Annotated in this window: 15 protein-coding genes; 5 read left to right on the top strand and 10 right to left on the bottom strand. The window is 56.8% G+C overall.

Annotated features, from left to right (window positions below; translation table 11 throughout):
- On the bottom strand, positions 1 to 717 hold the full coding sequence (locus WLY71_RS11045; protein WP_008148956.1) for an ABC transporter permease: 717 nt from the start codon (positions 715 to 717) through the stop codon (positions 1 to 3).
- 363 nt (positions 718 to 1,080) lie between these two features.
- Here WLY71_RS11045 and WLY71_RS11040 point away from each other — a divergent pair, with 363 nt between their 5' ends.
- The gene (locus WLY71_RS11040; protein WP_347803568.1) at positions 1,081 to 2,664 is read left to right on the top strand and encodes a peptide chain release factor 3; all 1,584 of its coding nucleotides are present in this window, start codon (positions 1,081 to 1,083) and stop codon (positions 2,662 to 2,664) included.
- Positions 2,665 to 2,785: 121 nt separating this feature from the next.
- On the opposite strand, the gene WLY71_RS11035 is transcribed toward WLY71_RS11040, so the two are convergent.
- Positions 2,786 to 3,067: a DUF4440 domain-containing protein gene (locus WLY71_RS11035; RefSeq protein WP_347803567.1), complete on the bottom strand. Its 282-nt coding sequence runs from the start codon at positions 3,065 to 3,067 to the stop codon at positions 2,786 to 2,788.
- Positions 3,068 to 3,427: 360 nt separating this feature from the next.
- Between WLY71_RS11035 and WLY71_RS11030 the strand changes: the two genes are divergently transcribed.
- The 4 genes from WLY71_RS11030 to WLY71_RS11015 all read left to right on the top strand — a co-directional run bounded on the left by WLY71_RS11030 (position 3,428) and on the right by WLY71_RS11015 (position 7,495).
- Positions 3,428 to 4,813, top strand: coding sequence for a DUF6002 family protein (locus tag WLY71_RS11030; RefSeq protein WP_347803566.1), 1,386 nt, complete (start codon positions 3,428 to 3,430; stop codon positions 4,811 to 4,813).
- The gene (locus tag WLY71_RS11025; protein WP_347803565.1) at positions 4,810 to 5,550 is read left to right on the top strand and encodes a hypothetical protein; all 741 of its coding nucleotides are present in this window, start codon (positions 4,810 to 4,812) and stop codon (positions 5,548 to 5,550) included. Before WLY71_RS11030 ends, WLY71_RS11025 begins: the two co-directional genes overlap by 4 nt.
- 305 nt (positions 5,551 to 5,855) lie before the next feature.
- A complete protein-coding gene (locus WLY71_RS11020) occupies positions 5,856 to 7,094 on the top strand; it encodes an MFS transporter (RefSeq protein WP_347803564.1) in 1,239 nt (412 codons plus the stop codon).
- 155 nt (positions 7,095 to 7,249) lie between these two features.
- Positions 7,250 to 7,495: a hypothetical protein gene (locus WLY71_RS11015; RefSeq protein ID WP_347803563.1), complete on the top strand. Its 246-nt coding sequence runs from the start codon at positions 7,250 to 7,252 to the stop codon at positions 7,493 to 7,495.
- A gap of 116 nt (positions 7,496 to 7,611) precedes the next feature.
- Here WLY71_RS11015 and WLY71_RS11010 read toward each other — a convergent pair whose 3' ends face one another.
- The 8 genes from WLY71_RS11010 to WLY71_RS10975 form a co-directional block, all read right to left on the bottom strand.
- Positions 7,612 to 8,592: a peptide ABC transporter ATP-binding protein gene (locus WLY71_RS11010; RefSeq protein WP_282375031.1), complete on the bottom strand. Its 981-nt coding sequence runs from the start codon at positions 8,590 to 8,592 to the stop codon at positions 7,612 to 7,614.
- Positions 8,592 to 9,560, bottom strand: coding sequence for an ABC transporter ATP-binding protein (locus WLY71_RS11005; RefSeq protein ID WP_347803562.1), 969 nt, complete (start codon positions 9,558 to 9,560; stop codon positions 8,592 to 8,594). The genes WLY71_RS11010 and WLY71_RS11005 overlap by 1 nt, the downstream gene beginning before the upstream one ends.
- Positions 9,561 to 9,570: 10 nt before the next feature.
- A complete protein-coding gene (locus tag WLY71_RS11000; RefSeq protein ID WP_150658847.1) occupies positions 9,571 to 10,482 on the bottom strand; it encodes an ABC transporter permease subunit in 912 nt (303 codons plus the stop codon).
- A gap of 13 nt (positions 10,483 to 10,495) precedes the next feature.
- On the bottom strand, positions 10,496 to 11,506 hold the full coding sequence (locus WLY71_RS10995) for an ABC transporter permease subunit (RefSeq protein WP_007900379.1): 1,011 nt from the start codon (positions 11,504 to 11,506) through the stop codon (positions 10,496 to 10,498).
- A 72-nt stretch (positions 11,507 to 11,578) separates the two neighbouring features.
- On the bottom strand, positions 11,579 to 13,174 hold the full coding sequence (locus tag WLY71_RS10990) for an ABC transporter substrate-binding protein (RefSeq protein ID WP_347803561.1): 1,596 nt from the start codon (positions 13,172 to 13,174) through the stop codon (positions 11,579 to 11,581).
- Between the two features lie 79 nt (positions 13,175 to 13,253).
- Positions 13,254 to 14,669: an OprD family porin gene (locus tag WLY71_RS10985; RefSeq protein WP_347803560.1), complete on the bottom strand. Its 1,416-nt coding sequence runs from the start codon at positions 14,667 to 14,669 to the stop codon at positions 13,254 to 13,256.
- Between the two features lie 174 nt (positions 14,670 to 14,843).
- Entirely contained in the window at positions 14,844 to 16,445 is a 1,602-nt protein-coding gene (locus WLY71_RS10980) for an ABC transporter substrate-binding protein (protein ID WP_347803559.1), read from the bottom strand.
- Positions 16,446 to 16,753: 308 nt separating this feature from the next.
- The gene (locus WLY71_RS10975; RefSeq protein WP_347803558.1) at positions 16,754 to 18,379 is read right to left on the bottom strand and encodes an ABC transporter substrate-binding protein; all 1,626 of its coding nucleotides are present in this window, start codon (positions 18,377 to 18,379) and stop codon (positions 16,754 to 16,756) included.
- Positions 18,380 to 18,644: the final 265 nt, after the last annotated feature.

Genomic DNA, 18,644 nt, shown 5'->3' with positions numbered 1-18,644 from the left:
TTAAGACGGGCGCAGGCCGCGTTCGAGCCAGAGGCGGCTGGCGAGTGTCACCAGACCGTCGAGCAGCAAGGCCAGCAGGGCGGTGCAGGCCGCGCCGAGCAGCAGTTGCGGCTGATTGTTCAAGGCGATGCCAGGGAAAATCAGGCTGCCCAGACTGTTGGCGCCAATCAGGAACGCCAGCGGTGCCGTACCGACATTGATTGCCAGCGCCACGCGCACGCCACCGATGATGATCGGCACGGCGTTCGGCAGTTCGACTCGCCACAGCACCTGAGTCGGTGTCATGCCGATGCCGACGGCCGCTTCCTTGAGCGAACCCTGAACGTTTTTCAGGCCTTCATAGGTGTTGCGCACGATCGGCAACAGCGAAGCGAGGAACAGGGCGAAAATCGCGGGGCCGCTGCCGATGCCGAGAATACCCAGGGCGATGGCCAGTACGGCGAGAGGCGGCACGGTGTTGCCGATGTTGAAGATCTGCATGAAGCGTTCAGCGCGGCCCACCATGGTCGGGCGGCTGAGAAAGATACCGGCGGGTATGCCCACAACGAGGGCGGCCAGCATGGAAGCGAGGACGAGAATCAGATGAGCTTGCAGGTAAAACAACAAATCGTCGCGGTAATGTTCGATCGTGTTGATGCCAATCCAGTGGACCAGCAGGGCCAGAAGGGCGACGACAACCGCACCTCCTATCAGCCCTTTGCCATAGCGAATAGCCACAGGCAGACTCCTTTTTCTTTGTCGGCGAACGCAGTCCCGAGTGGCATGCCATTCCTGGCTGCCGGGAAAAACAACGTTCGCGAGAAGCAGCTCTTCATGCTGATGAAACCGCATGAGATCGAGCCATAAGCGCAGCCTCGTCAGGCCAACTTGCTGATTTTTCAGCGCCTGGTACGAGTGCCGTAACAGGGGAGTGGACGTCTGCACCTTTTAAAAGGTTCCATAATTAGCAGCATTTAGCCACCCTTGATGTTTCTTCTGGCCCGTCGATCGCCGTTGGCGACAGGGCGAACGGTGGTCCGTAGATGTCGGTTTGCGCTATACTCGCCGCCCTTTTTTGAATCACCTGCCAGGCGATTTCCCATGACCAAACAGGCCGCCGAAGTCGCGAAACGCCGCACTTTCGCCATTATTTCCCACCCCGATGCCGGTAAAACCACCATCACCGAGAAGCTCTTGCTGATGGGCAAGGCGATTGCGATTGCTGGCACGGTGAAATCTCGCAAGTCTGACCGCCATGCCACCTCCGACTGGATGGAAATGGAAAAACAACGGGGTATTTCCATTACCACGTCGGTCATGCAGTTCCCGTATCGCGACCACATGATCAACCTGCTCGACACCCCGGGCCACGAAGACTTCTCCGAAGACACCTACCGCACCCTGACAGCGGTTGACTCGGCATTGATGGTCCTCGACGGCGGTAAGGGTGTAGAGCCACGGACCATCGCGCTGATGGATGTCTGCCGTCTGCGTGACACGCCGATTGTCAGCTTCATCAACAAGCTTGACCGTGACATCCGCGACCCGATCGAACTGCTCGACGAAATCGAAGCGGTCCTGAAGATCAAGGCGGCACCGATCACCTGGCCGATCGGTTGCTACCGCGACTTCAAGGGCGTTTATCACCTCGCCGACGACTACATCATCGTCTACACCGCTGGCCACGGCCACGAGCGCACCGATGTGAAAATCATCGAGAAACTCGACTCCGATGAAGCCCGCGCGCACTTGGGCGACGAGTACGATCGCTTCGTCGATCAGCTGGAGCTGGTACAGGGCGCCTGTCACGAATTCAATCAACAGGAATTCCTCGACGGCCAACTGACCCCGGTGTTCTTCGGTACTGCACTGGGCAACTTCGGTGTCGATCACGTGCTCGACGCCGTGGTCAACTGGGCGCCGAAACCGCTGGCCCGTGTCGCCAACGAGCGCACCGTGGAGCCAGTTGAAGAGAAATTCGCCGGCTTCGTGTTCAAGATCCAGGCGAACATGGACCCGAAACACCGCGACCGCATCGCCTTCATGCGTATCTGCTCCGGCAAGTACGAAAAAGGCATGAAGATGCGCCACGTGCGCACCGGCAAAGACGTGCGGATCGGCGATGCGCTGACCTTCTTCTCCTCCGAGCGTGAGCAACTGGAAGAAGCGTTTGCCGGCGATATCATCGGCCTGCACAACCACGGCACCATCCAGATCGGCGACACCTTCACCGAAGGCGAAGTCCTGGGTTTCACCGGCATCCCGCACTTCGCCCCGGAACTGTTCCGTCGCGTACGCCTGCGTGATCCGCTCAAGTCCAAGCAACTGCGTCAGGGTCTGCAGCAACTGGCGGAAGAAGGCGCGACACAAGTGTTCTTCCCGACGCGCAGCAACGACATCATTCTCGGCGCCGTCGGTGTGCTGCAGTTCGATGTGGTCGCCAGCCGTTTGAAAGAGGAATACAAGGTCGAGTGCTCCTACGAGCCGATTACCGTTTATTCCGCGCGCTGGATCGATTGCGATGATAAGAAAAAGCTCGAAGAATTCCAGATCAAGGCTGTGGAAAACCTCGCCATCGACGGCGGTGGTCACCTGACCTACCTAGCCCCGACGCGGGTGAACCTGGCACTGATGGAAGAGCGCTGGCCGGATGTGAAATTCCGTGCGACGCGTGAGCATCATTAAGCGCTGAGCTGTAAAACCAAAAGCCCCGTTGCGAAAGCTGCGGGGTTTTTTAATGCCCCGATTTCGCCCGGTTAGGTGAAACCTTGTGGGAGCGAGCCTGTTCGCGAAATCGATAGACCGATCAACATAGGTGTTGAAGCCCGATGGCGACGGTGTGACATTGATAAGTCACCAGGGCCGTATTTTCTGAGAGCTGTTTGGCTGCGAACTCACTGATGGTGCGCAGAGAGAACGACTGAAGAGGCAACTGTTCGACCAGCTCGGCCTTGTTCCAGATGCCACCGCTGGCGCCGAACTCGACAAAGTCGTCGGCGATCAGGCAGGAGATTTCTTCTGCGTCGCGCCGGGTTGCCCGTGACAGTAAGCGTTGTTCCAGATGCAGCAGTTTTTGAGACAGATCCATGGCAGTGGCCTTTGTCTGAGTTATTCGGCATTACCTTAACGCAGCACACAAGATGAGCTCGATCCCCAGATTAATCTGGCGCTGATGAGGGATGTTGGCTGGGCGTGAAATTCCTTGCGGTGCGTAAACATCACTAAGCGAAGAGATGTCACCCGAAAACACGGAGGGCCTATTTTTATCTCTGGTCCGGCCCGAGGCGAAGCATGTGGGATGTTTCTGTAAGCGTTTTTTCTGAGTTCTGTAGCTTGGGTCTGCTTTTCAGTTATCAAGGTTTTGACCAGAGACAAGGGAGTCCTTGACGTCTAGCGTTCGAAAGACATTCGCAAGTAGCGAATATCCACGAACAGGAGCGCTGGACAAATGGATGTGATGAAAAGCGGTACAGATGCACTGGCAACCCGGAGACCTCAGGATCCCATTTCGGTTATCGAGCGCTACTACGATCTGATCGTCGCCAGTGCTCCCGGCTTCGAAGTCAGCGGCAGCGACGATGCTTTCGAACCCACAATGAGGTTGCCTGAGCTGGATCCTCGTATGCAGGCCTTCCTGTCGGTCGCCACAGCGCAGTTTTTTGAAATGGGCCGCTACCGGGGTGTGCCGTTACGTTTGTTCGACCTGAGGCAGAACGCAAATACTCAAACAACAAAGACCTTTGCCTCGACACTAATCGTTGCACGTGCCATCCGGCATATTCAGGAAACCGGTGAAAGCATCCTGTTGTTTTCGCCATCCTCCGGTAACAAGGCGATTGCACTGCGTGATGCAGTTCTGCGTGCATTGAAGACCCAGTTGGCACATCCCGAGCAATTGCGGATTGTCACGCTGACGCCTGCCCAGACGACCGGGAAACTGCGTAGATCCGAACTTTATGACGACCCTCGGTTGCGTGCACTCAACCCTGTATTTGTGCTTGATACCGAGTCGCCGGAAGCGGTGAAGGTTGTCGGACAGCAATTCAAGGCTCTTTTCAATCGCCGTCCATTAGGTGATTCGAAGTTGTGGCATTCCCTGCGGCTTGAGAATTACCGGTTTTCTGACCAGGTCCGGGCGTTTTTTGACTTTGAGTATGGCGACGCCTGGGACACCGATCGCAGGACCGTACATGTGCATGCGGTGTCTAGTGCATACGGTCTTTTGGGATATTGCTCAGGTGTGGAGGTATTGAAACGTCAAAGGACCCCAATTTCCTTACCTTCGTTTTTACTGGTTCAACATCTAGCTACCAGCGATATGGTGCTGCACTTACTTGACGGAAACTTCGAGGGTGCTTCTGCACCCAGCTATACCCAAGCTCCAAACGGGTTGTGGGTGCAGGCAGTGTCTGCGCATTTTCCTGCTGCGACCTGGAGTCCCGATGAGGTTCTAGAGCCCACTTTTTATACTCACTTGCCGCCTACGGCAGAAGAAATGACTGGGCACGTCAGGGCCAATGGCGGCTCAGGAATTGTTGTTTCGCTTTATGAGTGCATGCAGCGCTACAGCGAATGCGTTCAGTTGCTCGCAGATACGCCAGTCAGATTGCCAGCCGATCCACGGGACCTGAAAGAGTGGTCATTGGTTATGGCAATGACAGGTTGCATGAATGCGATTGATCGACAGTTACTAGAGGGCATGGACGGTTGCACCATTCATGCTTCGGGCTCCTACTGTCGGGGGGACTACGAAGCCATTCCAGCCGAGGGATTGTCATTCATCAGCAGCGCTGAAGAGATGATGGAGATCCTTTGCAGGTGCTCTAAGTCATGAGTGCGAGACCTTCCATGCCTGGCGAAGCGCTCTGCCACTTCCGTGTTTACAGGGGACATTCCAGAGCGGGAAGACCTGCAAGTCTTGTTTATGTCGGAGTGGCAGAAGGGCTGCTCTACATCGCTCCTTTCGTGGATCAATGTTTTTTCGAGTTTTCCTCTGTAGAGCGGGAAGGGACTCTGGAGTGGAATCAACTTGAGATATTCATAAAGAAGAACCGAACCACTATGTGCGTGTTGATGGCTCCCGAAGAGGTTGTTCATCAATGCCAGCATCAGGGCGATATTGTGGGCGTAAGCCGGATTCACCAGAAAGTCGACGTTTCTGCTGGTTGGGAGCATGTTCTGAGTCAGATCTCTCATCGAGAAAGCAAACGTCGTATTCACGCTGTCAGGCAAGGGTTTGATTTCGACGTATCGCTTGAAGATGAAGATTTTTTCGCCTTCTACCGCTCCATGCATGTCCCGACAATGAGTACTCGCTACGGTTCATTTGCTCGGAGTGTGCCGGAGGATGCGGCTTATCTGGATTTGTTCAAACGAGGAGTATTGTTTCGGATTCATTTGAATGATGAGTGGGTAGCGGGCAGTGTTTCCCAGATTGATAAATCGGTGCGTACCTTGAATGCGCGATTGATCGGGGTAAAGGGGGGGTGCTGCGGTTTGCCGGGAAAATGGAGCGCAGAACTTTGTTTATCACGCGATTCTGGAATGGGCATCCAATCAACCCTTCATTGATTCTGTCGACTTTCAGGGCTGTGAGCCATTTTTGAGTAAGGGAACATTCCAGTACAAAAAACGCTTTGGGGCCCAGGCCTTTGTTCCGGATAACGCGTTTGGCCAATGGCGGATATTGATTCGAGTGCCAACGCTTTGTGCTTCAACTCGACAATTTCTGATCAACAACCCCCTGATTGGTCTGGATGCTGAGGGTCGGCTCCAGGCGCAGTATTTTTACGATGAAAATCATAAGATTCGTTCGGACATTTCTTTCGTTTCAAAAGGCATTCACAGCCATGTGAGTCTTAATCTGGACCAATGGCATGCTTAGTCGGTTCACCCACATGACTCGGCTGGCTGGTTACTTCTGTTCAATGGCCTGGGTCCTTGCCACGTTGATCTTTATCAGTCGCTTGAGTGCCATGGTCAAACTGTTCATGGCGCTGTACCTGCGTCAGGAACTAGGGTTTTCGATTGAGACGGTTGGCTGGTTGTTATCCGGATACGGGGCCGGCTTGCTGATAGGGTCAATGGTCGGCGGACTGCTGAGTGATCATTTCTCCACGGTGCGGCTCACTGCCGCGTTGTTTTTTGTTTCTGCATGGATACTGGTCTTGTTGGGGCTGGTCACTGATGTGACTTTGCTTGGCGGGTTGTTGTTGCTCAGTGGTGCACTCGACGGTGCGATTCGTACGCTTCATCAACGTTTGCTTATGGAGCATTGCGACGTTAAGCAACGCGCTCGCGCGCAGTCGTTGAGCCGTGTCGCGAGCAACCTGGGGATGGCGGTAGCCGGGGTGGCGGGTGGTGTCCTGGCGCAGACTGATTTTCGCTGGGTGTTTTTTGTCAGTGCGGCGATGACGGTGCTGGCCTTAGTCTGGTTTGTACGGTCGACATTTCATCGCGAAGCTTTTTTGATGGAGGAGAACACGGATACAGCTTCGGGTTTATGCGCACCGTATCGGGACAAGCCTTTCCTTTGGTTGTTGGCGGCTTCTGTGCTGCTGGGCCTTGCCTTTGAACCGGTCTACAGCATGCTGGGCAACTATTTACTTGATTACTATCGGTTGGGTACTGAGTTCATCGGGTGGCAATTCGCACTCAATGCGATGCTCGTGGTGACGCTGCAAATTCCGTTTTCTCACTGGGGGGAGCAATGGGGGGCTCGACGGCAACTGCTGGCCGGCAGTCTTTTGTTGGCTTGCGGACTTGGAATGCTGCCTCTGGGTACCGGAATGTTGTTTGTCTGCCTGTCGACGGTGGTTTGGACGCTTGGCGAAATTCTTTTCATGCCGACCCTCAATGTTCTGGTCATGCAGCGTGCACAGGCGGGAAAGAGCGGGCAGTACTTTGGTCTTTTTGCCATGTGTTGGAGTACGAGCGTGCTGCTTTCGCCGACGCTTGGAAGCCAGCTCTATGGTCATTTCGGTGGGCATAGCGTATGGGTCGCCTGCGCGGCTCTGGCGCTGCTGGCCATACCGCTGATTTATCAGGCGACTCGTTTATCGGAACCTCGAAGGGTTCTTCCCTCCGCGCGCGGTGAGCCTGCTTCACTTAGCTGATCTGGTTATAGGCATTATTCACAACCAATCTCCCAGCCAAGGGCATTCCGTCCATTCGTTAGCGTCCTATCTGGAGAACCGAATCAATCGGAACTAGATTTTATTCAGCGCCAGAGAGGCACCGCTGTTTCAACTACAAATGGATGGAATCGGCTATGAACAGGTTGCTACGCGTTGTATTGATGTTGAAAGTATTGGTAATGCTGGCCCTCGGCAGTTCTGCGGTCTGGGCCGAATGCGAGGATCACGATACCCAGGCTTCGAGCGGGCAGGTCGGGCATGGTGAGTTGATGCTCGCCAAGTCCGAATCCGAACCGGGCGATCAGGGGCAGGGTGGCAGCGCAGACGATGACGACTCGACCACTGACGATCCGGACACCGACGAGGATGAAGGGGCTTAAATGACAGCCAAAAGAAAACCCCTCCTGCCGGACTGATGCGCAGCCGAAGAAGAAGGGGTTAGTGAACAGGTCGTATATCCCTGTGGGAGCGGCGGTGCACCGCCGCTCCCACATTTTTATGCCGCGCCGTCGAGGAACTGCTCGGCGTAGTGGCAAGCCACCTGCCGACTGTCGAGCAGGCGCAGGGCCGGCTCTTCGGTGCTGCAGCGCTCGGTCGCGTACGGGCAGCGCTTGTGGAACGCGCAGCCGGACGGCGGGTTCAGCGGGTTGGGCAATTCGCCGACGATCTTGATTTTCGGCTTGTTCGGGTCCGGGTGAATGGTCGGGGTGGCCGACAGCAGCGCCTGGGTGTACGGGTGCAGAGGACGCTCGTAGATGTCGTTCTTCGGGCCCATTTCCACCGGGCGACCGAGGTACATCACCATCACGTCATCGGCGACGTGTTGCACCACCGCCAGGTTATGGGAGATGAACACGTAAGCGGTGTTGAACTCTTGCTGCAAGTCCATGAACAGGTTCAGCACCTGAGCCTGGATGGACACGTCCAGCGCCGAGGTCGGTTCATCCGCGACCAGCACTTTAGGCTGCAACATCATCGCGCGGGCCAGGGCGATCCGCTGGCGCTGACCGCCGGAAAACATGTGCGGATAACGCTGGTAGTGCTCAGGACGCAAGCCCACCTGCTTCATCATCGCCTGCACTTTCTCGCGACGTTCGGATGCACTCAGGTTGGTGTTGATCAGCAGCGGTTCGCCGAGCTGGTCACCGACTTTTTGCCGTGGGTTCAACGACGCGTAAGGGCTCTGAAACACCATCTGCACGTCTTTGCGCAGTTGCTTGCGTTCAGCTTTGTTCGCACCGGTGACTTCCTGCCCGGCGATTTTCAAGGAGCCGGAGGATGGCTCTTCGATCAGCGTCAGGGCGCGGGCCAGGGTGGATTTGCCGCAGCCCGATTCGCCGACGACAGCGAGGGTCTTGCCGGCTTCCAGTTCGAACGACACACCGTTCAGGGCGCGCACGGTCGCATGGCCCTTGAACAGGCCACGGGACACTTCGTAGTGACGGGTCAGGTCGCGGGCGGTAAGTACGACGGCCATTACGCCACCTCCTGATTCAGCGGGTAGAAGCAGCGGGCGAGGCTGTTGCTTTTCGGGTCAAGGGTTGGACGTTGCTGACGGCAGGAATTCTGCACATACGGGCAACGCGGCGACAGCAGGCAACCCTGCGGACGGTCATAACGACCGGGAACGATGCCCGGCAGCGTGGCCAGGCGCGTGGCGCCCAGGCTGTGTTCCGGAATCGCCTTGAGCAGCGCTTCGCTGTACGGGTGCGCCGGAATGTCGAACAGCTGAGGAACCTGACCCACTTCGACCGCTTGGCCGGCGTACATCACGCACACACGCTGAGCGGTTTCGGCCACGACCGCGAGGTCGTGAGTGATCAGCACCAGGCCCATGTTCTGCTCTTTCTGCAGGGCCAACAGCAGATCCATGATTTGCGCCTGAATCGTTACGTCCAGTGCCGTGGTCGGTTCGTCGGCGATCAGCAGTTTCGGTTCGCCGGCAATCGCCATGGCGATCGCAACACGCTGGCTCATACCACCGGACAGTTGATGCGGGTAAGCATCCATACGGCTGGCGGCGCCCGGGATTTCAACTTTTTCCAGCAGTTCGATGGCGCGTGCGCGGGCTTGCCTGCCGGACATTTTCAGGTGCAGGCGCAGCACTTCTTCGATCTGGAAACCGACGGTGTAGCTCGGGTTCAGCGCGGTCATCGGGTCCTGGAAAACCATGGCCAGGTCTTTGCCGACAATCTGCCGACGCTGTCGGTTGCTCAGCTTGAGCATGTTCTTGCCGTCGAAATTCAGGGCGTCGGCGGTGACGATCCCCGGATGTTCGATCAGGCCCATCAGCGCCATCATGGTCACGGACTTGCCGGAACCCGATTCGCCAACGATGGCCAGAACTTCGCCCTTGTCCACGGTAATGTCGAGACCGTCGACCACCGGTACGGCGTTCTTGTCGCCGAAGCGAACGTTGAGATTCTTGATTTCTAACAGTGACATTTGAATCTCCTCAGGCGGCGTTCTTGAGTTTCGGGTCCAGCGCATCGCGCAGGCCGTCGCCCATCAAGTTGATTGCCAGCACGCTGAGCAAAATGGTCAAACCAGGCAGACTGACGACCCACCAGGCGCGTTCGATGTAGTCGCGAGCCGAAGCCAGCATGGTGCCCCACTCAGGGGTTGGCGGTTGTACGCCAAGGCCGAGGAAGCCCAGTGCGGCGGCATCGAGAATCGCCGAAGAGAAACTCAAGGTGGCCTGAACGATCAGCGGCGCCATGCAGTTAGGCAGCACGGTGACGAACATCAGGCGTGGCAGACCGGCACCGGCCAGGCGCGCGGCGGTCACGTAGTCGCGGTTCAGTTCGCCCATCACCGCGGCGCGGGTCAGACGAACATAGGACGGCAACGAAACCACGGCGATGGCAATAATGGTGTTGATCAGGCCAGGGCCGAGGATGGCGACAATCGCCACCGCCAGCAGCAGGGACGGCAGGGCCAGCATGATGTCCATCAGACGCATGATGGTCGGGCCGAGCAAGCGCGGGAAGAACCCGGCGAACAGACCCAAAAGGATGCCCGGAATCAGCGACATCACCACCGACGACAAGCCGATCAGCAGGGACAGGCGCGAACCGTGGATCAGCCGCGACAGCAGGTCGCGACCCAGTTCATCGGTGCCGAGCAGGAACTGGATTTGCCCACCTTCCAGCCAGGACGGCGGGGTCAGCAGGAAGTCGCGGTACTGCTCGCTCGGGTTATGCGGTGCCACCCAAGGGGCGAACAGTGCGCAGAAAATCACCAGCAGCATGAACATCAGGCCGGCGACGGCGCCTTTGTTCTTGGAGAACGCTTGCCAGAATTCTTTATATGGAGACGGATACAGCAGGCTTTGATCGACTGCTACCGCTGGAATTGAAGTGGTCATGGTCATAATGATCTCAGCGCTGGTGACGAATGCGTGGGTTGGCAAAGCCGTAGAGGATGTCCACCACGAAGTTGACCAGAATCACCAGGCAGGCGATTAACAGGATGCCGTTTTGCACCACGGGATAGTCCCGTGCGCCAATGGCTTCGATCAGCCATTTGCCGATGCCGGGCCAGGAGAAGATGGTTTCGGTCAGGACCGCACCGGCCAGCAATGTGCCGACTTGCAGGCCGACCACGGTCAGCACCGGAATCAGCGCGTTACGCAGACCGTGGACGAACACCACGCGCGACGGCGACAGGCCTTTGGCGCGGGCGGTACGGATGTAGTCTTCACGCAACACTTCGAGCATCGAAGAGCGGGTCATCCGCGCGATCACTGCCAGCGGGATGGTGCCGAGCACAATGGCCGGCAGGATCAGGTGATGCAGGGCATCGAAGAACGCACCGACGTCATCGGCCAGCAGCGTGTCGATAAGCATGAAGCCAGTCCGCGGCTCGATGTCATAGAGCAGGTCGATCCGCCCGGACACCGGGGTCCAGCCCAGGGACACCGAGAAGAACATGATCAGGATCAGGCCCCACCAGAAAATCGGCATCGAGTATCCCGCCAGGGAGATGCCCATCACCCCGTGGTCGAACAGGGATCCTCGCTTGAGTGCCGCGATCACCCCGGCCAGAAGGCCCAGGATGCCGGCGAACAACAGGGCGGCCATGGACAGTTCCAGGGTCGCGGGGAATAGAGAGCTGAACTCGGTCCAGACACTTTCACGGGTACGCAGGGATTCGCCGAGATCGCCGTGGGCCAACTTGCCGATGTAGTCCAGGTACTGGGCATACAGCGGTTTGTTCAGGCCAAGGCGTTCCATTGCCTGAGCGTGCATTTCGGGGTCGACCCGACGTTCGCCCATCATCACTTCCACGGGGTCGCCAGGAATCATGCGAATCAACGCGAAAGTCAGCAAGGTGATACCGAAGAATGTGGGGATCAATAACCCCAATCGGCGGGCAATAAAACTAAACATCTTGTGGTGTACCTCATCAGCCGGTTAGGCGTGCCCGGCATTCCTGGGTCAGGAATGCCGGTAGTTTCTTATCTACTTCACCTGAGTGGTGGCGAAGTTGTTAGTCGTCAAAGGGCTCTGGTGGAAACCCTCGACGTTTTTACGCATGGCGGTGAACATTTTCGGATAAGCCATAGGAATCCACGGCTGGTCTTTGTCGAAAACGTCCAGCGCTTGTTCATAAATTGCCGCCCGTGCAGCCGGCTCAGTGCCGCCGCGGGCCTTGTCGATCAACGCTTGAAACTCCTTGTTGCACCAGCGGGCGTAGTTTTCGCCGTTTTGTGCTGCGTCGCAACTCAGGTTTGGCGTCAGGAAGTTATCCGGGTCGCCGTTGTCGCCGGCCCAGCCTGCCGACACCATGTCGTGTTCGCCATTCTTGGCGCGTTTGAGCATTTCGCCCCATTCCATGACGCGGATGTCGAGCTTGAGCCCGATCTGTGCCAGGTCCGATTGCATCATTTGCGCACCGAGCAGCGGATTAGGGTTGGTCGGGCCGCCGCCGTTGCGAGTGAACAGGGTGATCACAGTGCCTTCCGGTACCCCGGCCTCCTTGAGCAGTTCGCGGGCCTTGGCGAGGTCACGCGGCGGATTTTTCAGGTTGTCGTTGAAGCCTAGCAGGGTCGGCGGATAAGGCCCGGTGCCGATCACCGCGTTGCCTTTGCCGTACAGGCTGTTGACGTAGGTCTGCTTGTCGAAAGCGATGTTGATCGCTTGACGCACGCGTACGTCGCTCATGTATTTGCGAGTGGTATTCATCGCGGTATAGCTGGTGGTCATCGCGGCCAGCTCATCGACCTTCAGGTTCGGGTCGGCCTTGATGCTCGGGACGTCATCGGGTTTAGGGTACAGCGCGATCTGGCACTCGTTGGCCTTGAGCTTTTGCAGGCGCACGTTGTTGTCGGTGGTGATCGCGAATATCAGCGTATCGGCCGGCGGCTTGCCGCGGAAGTACTCAGGGTTGGCCTTGAAGCGTACCTGAGCGTCCTTGTTATAGCGGGTGAAAATAAACGGGCCCGTACCGATCGGCTTGCTGTTGAGGTCGGCCGTTTTATCGGCCTTGAGCAATTGATCGGCATATTCGGCGGAGTAGATTGCCGAAAACGGCATGGCGATGTCGGCCAGGAACGGTGCTTCACGACGCGTCAGGGTGAATACGACGGTGTCTTGGTCGATTTTTTCAACGCTTTTGAGCAGATCCTTGAAGCCCATGCTTTCAAAGTACGGGAAGCCCACGCTCGACTTGTTGTGCCACGGGTGTTTCGGGTCCAGCTGACGCTGGAAACTCCAAAGCACATCGTCGGCGTTCAAGTCGCGGGTCGGCTTGAAGTAATCGGTGGTGTGAAACTTGATGCCTTTACGCAGGTGGAAGGTGTAGCTCAGGCCGTCCTCGCTGATTTCCCAGGATTGCGCCAGTGCAGGAACCACTTCAGTGGTGCCAGGCTTGAAGTCCACCAGGCGATTGAACACTGTTTCGGCCACTGCATCGGCCGTGACTGCAGTTGTGTACTGAACGATATCGAAACCTTCCGGGCTGGCTTCGGAGCAAACCACCAGGGGTTTGGCCGAGACGCCAACAGCGGCACTCAGCAACGCGGCTGCGATGGCCGCACGTAGGGGAAGCATTTTCATCAAAGAACCCTCTGCAATCGGTTGAACTGAAGAAAACCAAACGGCCGACTCGTCATGAGTCAGCCGCAGGCGTGCGTTTTTACAGAATGTTGAACGGGATGGTGGTCACGAGACGGAACTCGTTGATGTTGCCATCCAGCTGGTTTTCACTCGCGCGGTGAGCGGTGTAGGTGGCGCGAATAGCGGTAGCCTTGAGCGGACCGCTCTGCACGGCGTACGAAGCGCCGATGCCGTATTCATAGTGATGTTCACCGTCCATCGTGGTCACGCTGTTGTAGGCGCCACCTTTATAGTGAGTACCGTCGATACCCCAACCGCGAGCCTGGTAGATGTTGAATTTCAGACCTGGCACGCCGTACTCAGCCATGTTGAGGCCGTAGGCAATCTGGAAGGATTTCTCGTTCGGGCCGTTGAAGTCCGACAGCAGGGAGTTGGCCAGGTAGATACCGTTGGTTTCGTGCAGGTAGTCGAAGTACTCGTTACCGTTCACTTCCTGGTAGGAGAAGGTCAGGCTGTGGGCCTGGTGAGTCAGACCGAGCGACAGGGAGTAGGTGTCGTTGTCGATCTCGCCCAGTACGGCTTTGCCTTCGTCGACGGTTTTGTAGTAATTCAGGCCGGTGGTCAGGCTCAGTACCGAGCTGTCTCCCAGCACGTGGCTGGCGCCGAAGTAGTACTGGTTCCACATGTCTTCGGCCTGAGTGCCCCACACGCTGGTAGTCAGGCTGGCGAATGGCTGGTAAGTGATACCAGCGGTGTTCACGTGATCGATTTCAATGATTTCGTCAGCGTATTCGGAGCGAAATTTACGTTGGCTTTCTTCAGTTCGTGGAGAGTTGCGATCGAAGGTGGCCAAGTCAAAAGTCAGGTTTTCTAGCTCTTCGCTGTGCAGGGCCACACCCTGGAAGCTCGAAGGTAGCGGACGGTTACCGATCACATCGACCATCGGGCTGCTGAAATTCTGACGGCCAGCGGTCAGGGTAGTGTTGGAGACGCGTGCCTTGAGGTTCGCCAGGCCGAGTTTGCTCCATTGGCCTTGTGCGTCGCCGCCTTCTTTGGTCAGGGTACGGTTATTACCGGCCCGTAAACGGTCACCCGGTACGCCGCCGAAGCCGGAGGCCAATCTTTCTTGATCACGCTCCAGGGCTATCGCGTTGTAAGCCGCGACTTCAGTGCTGAAACCTACAGTGCCCTCAGTAAAGCCCGAGTTGTACTTGATGATGGTGCCTTGCACCCAGTTGATACGGCGGTCCGTCGTTTGCAATGTGCCGTCTTTGTTGTAACGGAACACGCCACCGCGCTTCAGTTGCTCGTTGGCATACCAGTTACGCGTGCTCCCGGTGATCGATTGGCCTTCGACAAAGCCAGTGGCTTCACTCTGAGCACTTTTCTCTTTCACGGTAACCGGGGTGAACGCCTGGCTTTGGGTTTCTGCGTACGCCGAGGCGGTTACGCTGCTGATGGCCAAGGCCAATAACGCGGTGCTACTCAGTTTCATGGGGCGAAGCTCCTTTCTTTCTTTTTTTTAATGCCGGTCTTTTTTGGTGATCCGGCTATTTGGTTTAGAACTCATTCAAGGCATCGCAAACGTTTGCTGTAGACCGGATTGACGAATTACGGCAATACGCTTGCGTGAGGGCGGAATCCGCCCCCAGCGTTTCTGGCTAATCGGTTATTTTTCTAGGCTGACGCCCGAGAACACGTTACGACCGAAAGGACTCACCTTGAATCCCTCGATTTTGGCGCTCAACGGCTGGTTAACCGTCGAGTGGGCGACTGGCGTAATCGGCACCTGCTGCTTGAGGTACTGTTGCGCCTGTCTGTAAAGCACGGTGCGCTGGTCGCGGTCGGTAACGACTTTGGCCTGCTTGATCAGCTTGTCGTAGGCCGGATCACACCACATGGAGTAGTTGTTGCCGCCAATGGCGTCGCAGCTATAAAGCGTGCCGAGCCAGTTGTCCGGGTCCCCGTTATCACCGGTCCAGCCAATCAGGCTGACGTCGTGCTCGCCATTCTTGGTGCGCTTGATGTACTCGCCCCATTCGTAGCTGACGATCTTCACTTTGAGGCCGATTTTTGCCCAGTCAGCCTGGAGCATCTCGGCCATCAACTTGGCGTTGGGGTTGTACGGGCGCTGGACCGGCATGGCCCAGAGGGTAATTTCGGTGCCTTCCTTCACGCCGGCAGCCTTGAGCAGTTCCTTGGCTTTTTCCGGGTTGTAGGCGGCGTCTTTGATGGTCTCGTCGTAGGACCATTGGGTCGGCGGCATGGCGTTGACGGCCAATTGACCGGCACCTTGATAGACGGCGTTGAGAATGCCTTGCTTGTTCACTGCCATGTCCAGCGCCTGGCGCACTTCGAGCTGGTCGAAAGGCTTGTGGCGCACGTTGTAGGCGATGTAACCGAGGTTGAAACCGGGCTTCTCGATGAGCTTGAGTGTCGGGTCGTTCTTCAGCGCGGTCACGTCGGCAGGGCGCGGGTGCAGGGTGATCTGGCACTCGTTGGCCTTGAGCTTCTGCACCCGCACCGAAGCATCGGTGTTGATGGCGAAAATCAGATTCTCAAGCTTGACCCGGCTCGGGTCCCAGTACTGCTGGTTGCCGGTGTAACGGATGTTGGAATCTTTCTGGTAGCTCTTGAACACGAACGGCCCGGTGCCGATCGGCTTCTGATTAATATCGCTTGGTTTGCCGACCGCCAGCAGTTTGTCGGCGTATTCGGCGGACAGGATGGCGGCGAAGCTCATGGCGATATTCTGGATGAACGCGGCGTCCACGCTGTTGAGCGTCATGACCACGGTCAAAGGCCCGGTCTTCTCGACCTTGGCGATGTTCTTGTTCAGGCTCATTCCGTTGAAATACGGGAACTCGGTCGGATAAGCCTTACGGAAAGGTTGCTGTGGATCGAGCATGCGATTGAACGTGAACAGCACGTCATCGGCGTTGAAATCACGGGTCGGCGTGAAGTATTTGGTTGTGTGAAATTTCACCCCTTCGCGCAGGTGAAAAGTGTACTTGAGGCCGTCCTCGGAAATATCCCAGCGAGTGGCCAGGCCAGGTACGACGTTGGTGGCGCCTTTTTCGAACTCTGCCAGTCGGTTGTACAACGGCTCGGCGGCGTCATTGTCGGTCGCGGTCGTGTACTGCGCGGTGTCGAAGCCAGCGGGGCTGCCTTCGGAGCAGAACACCAGGCTGTTATTGGCGGCCTGGCTGATGGAAGTGGCGGCCAGCAGGCCGGTGCCCAGCAATGCGGATAAAACCAAGGTATGGCGCATGACGCTCCCTTTTCTCTTTCGCTAAGTGTTTTCAATGAACAGCCGTCCTGTCCGGGGACGTGGAGGCATCACTGATCTCAAGCCATGACAGGCAGCAATAACCGAGAGCCCACGCACGAACTGGTCAGATCCCGACGGTAGGAGCCGTGGGTCTGGCAGTAAATGCGTAGAGTCCTAAATACTCGTAGGAAATGGCAACGCGTCCGACGCCGCTGCTGTAATGCTCAGCGGAATTGGATGTAGGTTGTTTCCTACTTTCTCGGCAGATAAAGCAACGGCGACGTCAAAAACGTCGCCGTTGCAAAACCTTATTTGCTGACGCTGACGCCGTAGAAGGAGTTCAAGCCAAACGGGCTGATCTTGAAGTCCTGCACGTTGTCGCGCATGGGTTGGAACACCGTCGAGTGAGCGATAGGTGTCATTGGAACGGCATCTTTGAGGACGTGTTGCGCCTGCTTGTACAGTTCGGTGCGCTTGGACTGATCGGTCGTGCGCTTGGCTTCTTTCACGATGCCGTCAAACTTCTTGTCGCACCACTTGGAGAAGTTGTTGCCTTGCAGAGAGTCGCAGCCGAACAGCACGTTCAGCCAGTTGTCCGGGTCACCGTTGTCGCCGCTCCAGCCAATCAGCATCGCGCCATTTTCGCCGCCTTTGGAGCGCTTGATGTACTCGCCCCACTCGTAGGTCACGATCTTGGCCTTGATACCGACCTTGGCCCAGTCGGACTGCAGCATTTCAGCCATCAGCTTGGCGTTCGGGTTGTACGGACGCTGCACCGGCATCGCCCACAGGTTGATCTCGGTGCCTTCCTTGACGCCGGCTTCCTTGAGCAGCTCTTTGGCTTTCTCAGGGTTGTACGGCGCATCTTTGATGGTGGTGTCGTAAGACCACTGGGTCGGCGGCATGGCGTTGACGGCCAGTTGACCTGCACCCTGGTAAACCGAGTCGATGATCTGCTGCTTGTTGACGGCCATGTCCAGTGCCTGACGCACTTTCAGTTGGGCCATCGGGTTCGGCTGATCGCTGCCCTTGATCTTGTCCATCACGTTGTAGGCGATGTAACCCAGGTTGAAACCAGCCTGGTCAGGCACTTTCAGAGTCTTGTCTTCCTGAAGAGCCTTCAGGTCGGCTGGACGTGGGAACAGAGTGATCTGGCACTCGTTCTTCTTCAGCTTCTGGATACGTACCGACGGGTCGGTGGTGATGGCGAAGATCAGGTTGTCGATCTTGACGTCGTCAGGCTTCCAGTAGTCCTTGTTCCCGGTGTAGCGGATGTTGGAGTCTTTCTGGTAGCTCTTGAACACGAACGGACCCGTGCCGACCGGCTTCTGGTTGATGTCGGCGGCTTTGCCTTCTTTCAGCAGCTGGGCGGCGTACTCGGCGGATTGGACGGAAGCGAAACTCATGGCCATGTTCTGGATGAACGCGGCGTCGACTTCTTTCAGGGTGAACTTGACAGTTTTGTCGTCGACTTTATCGATCTTGGTGATGTTGGTGTCCATCCCCATGTCGGTGAAGTACGGGAATTCGGTTGGGTACGCCTTACGGAACGGGTCGTTCTTGTCAATCATGCGATTGAAGGTGAACAGCACGTCGTCGGCGTTGAACTCACGAGTTGGCTTGAAGTACGGGGTGGTATGGAACTTGACGCCTTCACGCAGGTGGAAGGTGTAAGTCAGGCCATCATCGGAGATGTCCCATTTGGTCGCCAAACCAGGAATAACGGCGGTGCCGCCGCGCTCGAACTGAGTCAGGCGGTTGAACATGGTTTCTGCAGAGGCGTCGAAGTCGGTTCCGGTGGTGTACTGACCAGGATCAAAACCGGCCGGGCTCCCTTCGGAGCAAAACACCAGGTTAGTCGCCGCTTGGGCGAAAGGTGCGCTAGCTAACAAGCCTGCGCCGACTAAAAACGGAATGACCGCGTGTTTAAGCATGGTGGCCTCATGATTTGTTGTCATTTTTGGAATTAGAGGACGACCTCGTGAGTCGTTCCTGCGGATACTTATGCAGGGGCCATACCCATTGCAAGATCCGGAGCGGCCACAAGTCTTAAACAGTGGCACGAACGTACCTTAATGTCGCATTTGTATAAATTCAGGCGCATTTGACCGTTTGCGCAGGTTTTTTTCAGTGCAAATCGCGCACCGACAGAGGGCAGTCGGGGCGCCTGGTGCACCCGGTTAGAGCGCGGTGTTACTT

This window comes from Pseudomonas rossensis (assembly GCF_039888995.1).
GTDB lineage: Bacteria > Pseudomonadota > Gammaproteobacteria > Pseudomonadales > Pseudomonadaceae > Aquipseudomonas > Aquipseudomonas rossensis.
Note: the sequence above shows the minus strand (reverse complement) of the source record. Positions and strands in the feature narration are given on the sequence as shown.